This is a genomic window from Vulcanococcus sp. DEBay_Sum22DG08_74 (assembly GCF_017852955.1).
Taxonomy (GTDB): Bacteria; Cyanobacteriota; Cyanobacteriia; order PCC-6307; family Cyanobiaceae; genus Vulcanococcus.
The window spans coordinates 1-8,016 of sequence record NZ_JAFMKL010000076.1 but is presented as its reverse complement, the minus strand read 5'-3'; the positions used below and the strand labels follow the sequence as shown (position 1 = coordinate 8,016).

Below are 8,016 nucleotides of genomic sequence, written 5' to 3'. Positions count from 1 at the left end.
AGCCAAGCTGATTGGCCCACAGCTGCCATACCTCAGCGCGCCGCTGCTGCTCCTGTGGGGTCAGTGCCGGGAAGGCTGGCCGCACCTGCAGGATTAAGAGGGACTGGTCGGCAACGCCCTCGGCCTGGACCAGCAGTCCATCGGCCTCGGGTCGCTGCACCAGCTCAAGTAAAGGGTCGGGGGCATAGGGCCCCTCGAATTCCTCAGGTTCCAAATCAAAAGCGTCGGCATCGCTCGGTTCGATCGGCTCAATCGGCTGAACCGGCGGCTCCTCAACGAGAGCAGGTGCTTGGGCCACCTCCAGATCGCTGATCGGCTCGGAGGATTGCTGCGGCTCAGGTGCGCTCTGCACCACGGCGGCTGGAGCGGCTGGTGCGGCTGGATCAGGGGCAGAGGGCCAGACCCGCAGCAGCAGGACCAGGGCCGACCCGAGCAGTGCCGTTAAGAACAGGGCTAAAGCCGGCCAGAACAGGGGAGCGAGATCCGACGGCCACCAGGACGGCGACCAGAGGCTTCCCTGGCGATTGCGTCGCCAAAGTTCCCGGGAGCGGAGCACAAGGTCGCCGCGGACGGCGCCAAGGTCCTCGGCCAGGGAGAGCCAAGGGTTCTTGTAGGGCGCCGGCAGATTGCTGCGCCGTTCCGTGGGCGGAGGAGAACTCAGCGGCTGCTCCGGCGGCGCAGAAGCGAGAGGGGATTGCGCAGACCAGGAGCGGCCTCAGCCTCAGACACTTGGTCAAGGCCCTGGCGGCTCGGATCGGCCTGCTGACCCTGGGAGAACTGCTCCACCGCTTGGGCGTCGGGGGTCGGTTCTTTGACCCCTTTGACCTCCTTGTACATCCGGTCGTACTCCAGGGCGGAGCGATCCCAGCTGAAATTGGCCTGCATGGCACGGCGCTGCAGCTCCGTCCAACTCTGGCGATGGCGATAGGCCTCCCAGGAGCGGACAATCGAGGTGTAGAAATCGAGTGGCTCGTAGCGGTCGAAGCCAAACCCCGTGCCGGTGTGGCTATTGGGGTCGTGCGGGGGGACGGTGTCGACCAGACCACCGACGCGGCGAACCACCGGAATGGAGCCATAGCGCATCGCCAGGAGCTGACTGATGCCACACGGCTCAAACCGACTCGGCATCAAGAACGAATCACTACCGGCGTAGATCAAGCGCGAGAGGGCGTCGTCATAGGTCAGGAAGACCGCAAAACGCCCCGGATAGCGGGAAGCCATCTGCCAAAGCCCCGCCTCGAGGTGCCGGTCCCCGGTCCCCAAGACCACGATCTGGCTGTCGGAATAGGCCAGGACCCGGTCCGCCACCTGCAGCAGAAGATCAATGCCTTTTTGGTCCACCAGACGGCTCACCACACCCATCAGATAGGTGTCGGGATTGACCGCCAAGCCCATGCGCTCCTGCAGGGCCCGTTTGCACACGGCGCGGCCCGAGAGGTCATCGGCGGAGAAGGTCGCGGGCAGGGTGGAATCGGTGGCCGGGTTCCAGGCGTCTTGGTCGATGCCGTTGAGGATGCCGCGCAACTTGCCGCTGACGAAATTCAACAGGCCGTCGAGCTTCTCGCCGTACTCAGGCGTGCGGATCTCCTGGGCGTAGGTCGGTGAGACCGCATTGACCCGGTCGGCATAAAGCAATGCCGCCGCCATCGTGTGGTCACCCTGCATGTACCAGGGGCACCAGGTCATCCGATCGAGCTTCCAGCGCCAGGGGCCCTGGTACTTGAGGTTGTGGATGGTGAAGACGGTGCTGATCTCCGCGTCCTGGTGCATCCAGACCGGAATCATCCCGGTATGCCAGTCATGGCAATGCAGGATGTCGGGCTTCCAGTGGTGCCAGGCAAATTCCGAGACGGCACTGGCAAAGAAGGTGAAACGCCAGTCCTCGTCCTCGCCGCCGTAGATCCGCTCCGGATCGAAGACAGGGTGGCCGACCAGGTACAGGGGCAAGCCATTCGTCGGATGACGGGTTTCGAACACCGCAAAATCGGTGCCCATCGTGTGGCCACGCCAGATGGGATCAGCCGGGATCTGCAGAAGGCTCCAGAGGCGGCCATAGCCCGGCATGATCAGCCGTACGTCGTGGCCCAGGGGTGCCAGGGCCGGGGGGAGGGAGCCGACCACGTCGCCCATCCCGCCGACCTTCACCATCGGTGCACATTCAGCCGCAGCAAAGAGCACCCGCATGGCGATGGGATCGCAAGTGGGCGCAACTTTACGGGCAGTCTCTAGGGAAGGACCGTCACCAAGGTGCCGACCTCGACCAGCTCAAACACTTCCTGGACGTTTTCTTCGTAGAGACGTACGCAGCCATGGGAGACCGCACGTCCAACGGTCCAGCGGTGGGGCGTGCCATGGAAGCCCGCCACCGTGCAGCCGTTGACGCTGAGATAGCGCTCACCGTCCCAGGCATTCTCTTTGGGGGTGCAGTTGCGATGGAAGCCAATCCAGCGTGAACCCAGGGGATTCTTCGGGCCCTGAGGGACCTGGGAGCCATTGCCTGGATGCTGCCAAACGGGCTTGGCCACCTTCTCGAGAACCCGATGGCTGCCGGCAGGCGTTTCCCAACCGTCCGTACCAACGGCGGCGGGGTAGCGATGCAGCATCCGGCCGTCCTTGATCACCATCAACTGCCGCGTCTGGCGATCGAGCACCAGGTGCAGTCCCTCCTGATTCATCAGCGAGGTCGGGATGCGAGAGAGGGCCACCGCATCGCTAATGACCGGTGCCGGAGGTGGGATGGGGTCGGGTTGGCGTGCCTCAGCGATCTGCGGAAGCAGGGCCAAGGCCAAAGGCGCCAGGAGGGCGAGGCCAGTCGAGCGGGAGAAGGTCACAAGCCAAGCAGCAGTCTCACCTAGGACTAGCTACGAGACTTCAGTTGTGCTACGGCAGCCAGTCGGAGCCAGAAAAATCGGGAGACCGCTTCTCCAGGAATGCATTTCTGCCCTCCTGCCCCTCTTCCGTTCGATAAAAGAGATGGGTGGCTTGCCCGGCCAGTTCTTGGATGCCCGCAAGACCATCGGTCTCCGCATTGAACGCCGCCTTCAGGCAACGGATCGCCGTCGGGCTGTGCTGCATCACCTCCCGCGCCCAACGCACCCCCTCCAGTTCGAGCTGATCAAGGGGAACAACGGCATTGACCAAGCCCATCTCCAACGCCTCCTGGGCGCCGTACTGGCGGCAGAGGAACCAGATCTCCCGCGCCTTGCGCTGGCCGACCACGCGGGCGAGATAACCAGCGCCAAAGCCCCCGTCAAAACTGCCCACCCGCGGACCGGTCTGGCCGAACCGAGCGTTCTCAGCCGCCAGGCTCAGGTCACAGAGCAGGTGCAACACCTGTCCGCCACCGATGGCGTAGCCGGCCACCAGGGCAATCACCACCTTGGGCAGGCTGCGGATCAGGCGCTGAAGATCAAGAACATTCAGCCGCGGCAGGCCGTCATCACCGACGTAGCCCCCGTCACCGCGGACGCTCTGATCACCGCCGGCACAAAAGGCATAACCACCATCGGGGGCAGGGCCGACCCCGCCGAAGAGGACCACCCCAACCCGCGGGTTATCCCGCACCCGTGAAAACGCATCAAAGAGTTCGCTGACGGTCTTTGGACGAAAGGCGTTGCGCTTTTCCGGGCGATTGATCTGAATCCGGGCGATGCCCTCCTCACTGAGATCAAACAGGATGTCGTCGTAGGAGCCCTGGGGAATCCACTGCACAGCGGCTTCAGCGGGTTGCGAGTTCGACCATTGTGCGGCGCAGGCTTTGCCGCAACTGCGCATCCGCCTGGCGATCGGTTTGCACCACCAGAAGGCTGAGCGTCTGCCCATGCGCCCAAGCCATCGCCTGGGGCAACGCCTCCAGGCTCTCTACGCGCTGGGCGGGGATGCCATAGCCCTCGGCCCAGCGCAGGTGGTCCATGGCTTGTGGCATCGCGAACAGGCGCTCGAAATCCAGGGCCGGACGGATCGGCAATTGCTCAAAGATGCCGCCGCCGCCGTTATCGACCATCACGACCGTCAGCTGGGCGCCACGCTCTCGCAGCTGCTGCAGCCAAAGCCAGCCATTGGCGTCGTGCAGCAGGGCCAAGTCACCGCTCAAGAGCACCAGGGGGCCTCTGCTGATGGCCAAACCGGCAGCGAGGGACAACGTCCCATCGATGCCCGAGGCACCGCGGAAGCCGTCAATGCTGCGGCAAGGGGCATCCGGGGCCGAGAAGCTCTCCCAGTCCCGCACAGGACTGCTGCTGGCGAGCATCAAGCCCCAATCGGCTGGCAGAGCGCGACTGAGGCTCCGGGCCAAGCCTGGCTCCGAGAGCCCCTGCGCCGGGAGCAGCTGGTCCAGACGCTGCTGCACCTGCTGCTCAGCCGCCCACCAGAGGTCGCGCCACCGCTGGTTACCAGCAGCCACTGGAGCGTCCCAGCGGGATGCGGGGTGCTGAGCGAGCCAGGCCTCCAGTCCATGGGGCCAATGCTGGCTGGCCGTGCCCAAGGCATCGAGGTTGCGCGGATCCTGTTCACTCACCAACAACTGAACGCCGGCGCTTCGCTGAATCCAGGCCTGCAGACGACGGCTCGCTGGCACCGGCCCCAGGCGCAACAGTTGTGGCGCAGAAGGCAGCTGATGGCCCTCTGCCAGGAACAGGTCGTAGCTGAGAACACAGCTCAGGCCAGGCCAACCCCGCAGCCCGGAGAGCGGATCAGCCAAGACCGGCCAACCCGTCCGCGCCTGCCAGCGCTGCAGGGCAGCGGCAAAGCCCGGCAAGTCCTCCGCGCGACCACGCCAGGGACCGGCGATCACCACCCCTGGGCGATCGAGATCGAAGGGAAGACCCTCTCCAGTCCCAGCCGCAGGAGAGGGAATCAGGTCTTCGCCACTGGCCGCCTCAGGGGACTGTGCCTTGAGTTCGCTCTGCAGGCGGCTGATGCTCTCTGCCGGGGCATGCAGGGGTTCTTCAAAGGGGAGATTGCAGTGCACCGGGCCCCAGGGGGGAAGCAGCGCCTTCGCCCAGGCCTGCTGGGCAAACACCCGCAGATCCGAGCGCTCCATCGCCGCCAGACCCCGGGGATCCCCCTGAAGCAAACAGCGGCAAGAGGAGGCAAGAAACGACTCTTGATTGACCGTCTGATTCGCCCCACAACCCTTCAAGCGGGCGGGGCGATCGGCGCTCAGCACCAGCAGCGGAATCGCACCGAAATCGGCCTCCACGACGGCAGGAAGCAAATTCGCCACCGCAGTTCCCGAGGTGGTCACCAGGGCCGCAGGACGACCGTCCCCGCGACTCAAACCGAGGGCAAGAAAGGCCGCTGAGCGCTCGTCCACGCCGCAGAACAACTCCAACCCTTGCTCCGCCAGCAGTCCAGCGGCCAAGGCCAAGGGAGCCGAACGACTCCCAGGGCAGAGCACCAGACGCCTCAGCCCCTGGCGCTGGAGCTCAAGCAACAACGCAAGCGCCGCCTGAAGATTCGCCTCAGCACTGCAGGGGTGGGGAGGGGGCAGAGGCACCTGGGCGGGCCATTGATCAGGATGTGGCGATCATGCCGGCCCACGCTGAATCGATGCAGACTCCGCCACAAGCACCCGAGTCCGCGGTGAAGGGCTGGAGATCGATCCTGCTGTGGCTGGCATTGGCCCTGGTGCTGCGCTGGGCAGTGATCGAACCGCGCTGGATTCCCTCCGGTTCCATGCTCCCCACCCTGCAACTGCAGGACAGGATTCTTGTGGAGAAAATCCGGCCCAAACTGGGCTCTGGCGTTCCAACAGGAAGCGTCGTGGTCTTCCGTGCCCCTGAGCAGCTCGTCGCCGCTGGCTATGACCCAGCGGCAGCTCTGATCAAACGGGTGATCGGCCAACCCGGCGATGTCGTGGAAATCCGCGGAGGTGAGCTGCTCCGCAACGGTGAAGCCGTCGCGGAACCCTGGCGCACTGAGGCGATCGACTACAGCTTTGGCCCCGTCACCGTCCCCGATCACCACCTCTTGGTTCTTGGGGACAACCGCAATGCCAGCCTCGATTCCCACGTCTGGGGACCACTGCCCGAGCAGGATCTGATTGGCACCGCTGTTCTGCGTTACTGGCCCCTCAGGCGGGCCGGTTTGATTCGGTTCCCCGCCCCAGAGCCAGAGAATCAGCTGGGGTAGGGTGCAACCCTGACGTGGAGCACGCCGGAATGTTCAACCCGGAGTTCCTGACCAGCGACAGCGAACCGATCAGCGGCAACTCCCTGATTCAGTACCTGCAGGAACAGTCTCCGGACGTGTTGCAACGCGTGGCTCGCTCCGCCAGCGGCGACATTCAAGACATCATTCGGCACAACGTCCAAGGCCTGCTCGGGATGATTCCCGGTGAGCAATTCGACGTGAAGATCACCGCCAGCCGTGACCATCTGGCTGGTCTTCTCGCCTCGGCGATGATGACGGGGTATTTCCTGCGCCAAATGGAGCAGCGCATGGAATTGGAAGCAACGCTGTTCGACGACGGCGGCGCCGACGCAGACCCCGGCGAACTCAGGCTCTAGGCCGAGTCTTCACCCGGAACAACACCGGAGCGCACCAACAACTGATCGATCGAGGCGAGGTAGTCCCAGTTCCCCTCGTTTGGGGCCCACTCTCTGCGCTCGAACGCATCGGCCAACTGAGCCAACTGTTCGTTGGAGCAGGGCACAGGAGCGTCGTAATGGGCCGGCACGACCCAGCGCACCTGGGGCAGTTGCGCCAATTCCCGCAACCAGCGAATCACCACGGGCCTGGCACGAGGAAAAACCAGGCGCTCCAGCACGGGTGCCACCAGAAGCGAGCCGCTTGGCTGGGTTAACGCTGCAAAGGCAGTACGGGAACTCGAGCGCCACTGAAATGGGAAGAGGCCGAAATAACTCCGGGCTGAGCGACAGCCCGGCTGAAACGCCTTGGACAACAGCTCGCGGAGGGGTGGAACCTCCAGGGCCTCCGGCCGCAAAAACGAAGCAAACAAAGCCAGACGCTCCCAACCTTTTTGGCGCAGTTCCGGCGTGTCCGTCAGGGGTTGATCGCCGCTGTCACGGGCATGGAAGAGCAGGGGGGTGGGATCGAAATCAAAAATGGTTGGTGGCTCCGGGTTAATGGCCACCAAGGCATCCGTCAGCAGCAGCGAGCCACTGGCCTGATGCAGGCAGGCAAATTCCTGAAAGCGACCCAGCCCAAGGTCAAGCGGACCCAAGGACGACCACACCAGCTCGTCGCTGTGGGGATAGCCATCCTCCTGAAGCACCCGGGTTCGCGCCCGCGGGAAGCCCAACCAGCTGGCAGGCAGGTTGATCGGGAAGCTCCACTGACCGGGGGTGACCCAGACCTCCGCCTCGGGAAAAGCCCGCGCCATCGGCGGGACAGGAAGCTTGTGCTCCAACCCTGAGGCCGTCGGCAACACAATCGTTTGGACCGCTCCAAAACGCTCCTCCAAGGAGCGAAGGGCCTGACGGACCTCGACGGTGGGCGCGACTGGGGCATAGAGCATCAGGCCACCACGCACACGGACCACCGTCATTCGGATGGGCACCGCCACGTAAAAGACACCCTGAAGCTGCTCAAAACTCCAGAGCTGGTCTGGGATCAGCTCACGCACCAGCGTGCGCTTGCGCCCGTAGGGATAGAGGGGCAGCAACGGCCACCAAGTCCAGCGCTGGTCGGAAGCGGCAACCATCGAGCGCTTCAGGTCAGCAGCACCAGGCTGATGCTCATCACGAGCATCCCCGCGGTGACCCCGAACATCATCAGGTGGTGCTTGGCGCCCGTGCGTTGGGCCGCCGGGAGCAACTCGTCGAAGCAGATGTAGATCATGATTCCGGCGACGCTGGCAAACACCAGGCCCAGAACCACGTCATTGAGAAAGGTCCGCAGAAACACGTAGCCGATCAGCGCTCCGACTGGTTCCGCCAAGCCAGAGGCAAAGGAAATCCAGAAGGCCTTGCTTCGGCTACCGGTGGCGTAATACACGGGCGCTGAGACCGCGAGCCCCTCCGGGATGTTGTGAATGGCAATGGCGATGGCGAT

At 64.3% G+C, this 8,016-nt stretch carries 9 protein-coding genes; 2 read left to right on the top strand and 7 right to left on the bottom strand.

The features are described 5' to 3' along the window. The 5 genes from QZ184_RS08535 to menD form a co-directional block, all read right to left on the bottom strand. On the bottom strand, positions 1-556 hold a 556-nt coding region (locus QZ184_RS08535), incomplete at its 3' end, for a hypothetical protein (protein ID WP_296419077.1). A gap of 101 nt (positions 557-657) precedes the next feature. Further along, entirely contained in the window at positions 658-2,184 is a 1,527-nt protein-coding gene (gene glgA / locus QZ184_RS08530) for a glycogen synthase GlgA (protein ID WP_296419075.1), read from the bottom strand. Positions 2,185-2,225: 41 nt separating this feature from the next. Continuing rightward, positions 2,226-2,831 (bottom strand): L,D-transpeptidase, encoded by a 606-nt coding sequence (locus tag QZ184_RS08525; protein ID WP_247478096.1) that lies wholly within the window; start codon positions 2,829-2,831, stop codon positions 2,226-2,228. A 49-nt stretch (positions 2,832-2,880) separates the two neighbouring features. Continuing rightward, positions 2,881-3,711, bottom strand: a complete 831-nt coding sequence (gene menB, locus QZ184_RS08520; RefSeq protein WP_296419073.1) for a 1,4-dihydroxy-2-naphthoyl-CoA synthase — start codon at positions 3,709-3,711, stop codon at positions 2,881-2,883. Between the two features lie 7 nt (positions 3,712-3,718). Further along, on the bottom strand, positions 3,719-5,497 hold the full coding sequence (gene menD, locus QZ184_RS08515; RefSeq protein WP_296419071.1) for a 2-succinyl-5-enolpyruvyl-6-hydroxy-3-cyclohexene-1-carboxylic-acid synthase: 1,779 nt from the start codon (positions 5,495-5,497) through the stop codon (positions 3,719-3,721). A gap of 53 nt (positions 5,498-5,550) precedes the next feature. Here menD and lepB point away from each other — a divergent pair, with 53 nt between their 5' ends. Both lepB and QZ184_RS08505 read left to right on the top strand, forming a co-directional pair. Next, positions 5,551-6,132 (top strand): signal peptidase I, encoded by a 582-nt coding sequence (gene lepB / locus QZ184_RS08510; protein WP_050778473.1) that lies wholly within the window; start codon positions 5,551-5,553, stop codon positions 6,130-6,132. 29 nt (positions 6,133-6,161) lie between these two features. Continuing rightward, a complete protein-coding gene (locus QZ184_RS08505; RefSeq protein WP_010316770.1) occupies positions 6,162-6,509 on the top strand; it encodes a DUF760 domain-containing protein in 348 nt (115 codons plus the stop codon). On the opposite strand, the gene QZ184_RS08500 is transcribed toward QZ184_RS08505, so the two are convergent. Both QZ184_RS08500 and QZ184_RS08495 read right to left on the bottom strand, forming a co-directional pair. Next, positions 6,506-7,666 carry a DUF4336 domain-containing protein gene (locus tag QZ184_RS08500; protein ID WP_296419067.1) on the bottom strand — a complete coding sequence of 387 codons (1,161 nt, stop codon included), beginning with the start codon at positions 7,664-7,666 and terminating at the stop codon, positions 6,506-6,508. The two genes, QZ184_RS08505 and QZ184_RS08500, sit on opposite strands and share 4 nt — an antisense overlap. 8 nt (positions 7,667-7,674) lie before the next feature. Continuing rightward, positions 7,675-8,016 (bottom strand): ZIP family metal transporter (locus tag QZ184_RS08495; protein ID WP_296419065.1); only part of this gene is annotated, 342 nt, incomplete at its 5' end.